This is a genomic window from Mesorhizobium sp. M0808, from assembly GCF_040320025.1.
GTDB lineage: Bacteria > Pseudomonadota > Alphaproteobacteria > Rhizobiales > Rhizobiaceae > Mesorhizobium.
In genome coordinates this window covers 1-1,350 of record NZ_JAMYOX010000115.1, presented here as the reverse complement: position 1 = coordinate 1,350, position 1,350 = coordinate 1, and the positions used below count along the sequence as shown (strand labels likewise).

Below are 1,350 nucleotides of genomic sequence, written 5' to 3'. Positions count from 1 at the left end.
TGTCGGTAGCTTTTCAAGTTGTCCGGTTTTTGTAGCACATCAGATGTCCGCTTCTGTTTGTTGCAGGAGGTGCGTCGAAGCGGTTCACGCCGCACTCCTGATCTCGGTTTTCTGGCCGCGCAACGACCCGTCCGCATGGTAGCGGGCGATCGACCGTGGCCCGTGGAAGACGGCCAGCGTGCCGTCGGGATATTGGCGCACCTTGACCTTGGCCTTGACGAAGTGATGACGGATCGGGCTTGGCGGCAGCTGCAGCCTGAGCCGTCCGAAGACAATGGTGTTGTCGCGGCCGACCACGCGCTCCTCCTCGATGCACAGGATCTCGGCGAGCTGGTCCGGATCGGCGGCGACGAAGGCGCTGTCGGCGATCTCGGGCGGCTTCGAAAAGCGGGCATTGTGAGCCGCCAGGTAGACCTCGGCGATGAAGCGGTTGGCCGCTTCGATGTCTGTGATCCCGGCCAGTGCAAGTTCCTTCGGCAGTCGTTCCTGCAACGTCGAGAAGGTGCGCTCCGAGCGTCCGCGCGCCTCGGGCGAATAGGCCGGTATATGCTCGACGCCGAGCCGCACTAGCGCCCGACCGACTTGGGTGAGCCGCTCCTTGTCGACCTTTTCCCCGGCCTTGGGCGTGTGGAAATAGTGGCTGCCGCGGTCGCTGTAGAGGCTCGACGCCAGACCCTTGGCCGCAAACGTCTCCAACAGGCCTTGGAAGCTTGAGGCCGTGCCTTCCTCCTCGACCAGGAAGGCCGAATAGAGCGTGCTCGTCGCATCGTCCATCGTCACGATCAGGTCGAGCGGCGGCTCACCCGTCAACCACTCGTGCCGGCTGCCGTCCTGATGCAGCATCATGCCCTCGCACGGCTTTCTGGGCCGCTTGCGCCGATGCGCCCCGCGCCGCTTGGCCCGCTCCACCAGACCGGCTGCGTGCAACTGCGCCTTCGTCCAGGTGTAGCTCCAGCAGAAATTGTGGTCGCGAACCAGGTGCTCGTGGAAGTGCTTCACGTTCCAGCCAAAATACCGCTCCCGGTAAAGCAACAGCATCTCCTCCACCGCATCGCACGGCGCCCGTCGCGGCGAGGCCTTGCCCAGCCGACGGTCGATAAGGCCGGCGACACCCTCTTCCTCGTAGCGGTCGCGATAGCGCCGGAACTGACGCTCCGACATCCCAAGCAACTCACCAGCCTCCAGCATCGACAGATCACCTCGATCCCACCGGCTCAATACGTCGCGAAACTTCTGCATCCTGCGGTCCTGTAGCCATGCTGCCCGTCTCATCCCCAGCCTCCGTTCGCTGAAGATCAAACCGGACAACTCGTCTGCTACCTAACCCGGACAACTCATCTGCTTACGACA

Annotated in this window: 1 protein-coding gene; it reads right to left on the bottom strand. The window is 63.3% G+C overall.

Annotated features, from left to right (window positions below):
* Positions 1-84: 84 nt before the first annotated feature.
* A complete protein-coding gene (locus NKI25_RS36200; RefSeq protein WP_352517481.1) occupies positions 85-1,239 on the bottom strand; it encodes an ISNCY family transposase in 1,155 nt (384 codons plus the stop codon).
* Positions 1,240-1,350: the final 111 nt, after the last annotated feature.

Coding starts and splice junctions, on each gene's coding strand:
- NKI25_RS36200 (WP_352517481.1), bottom strand. CDS start 1,239: ATGCAGAAGTTTCGCGACGTATTGAGCCGGTGGGATCGAGGTGATCTG.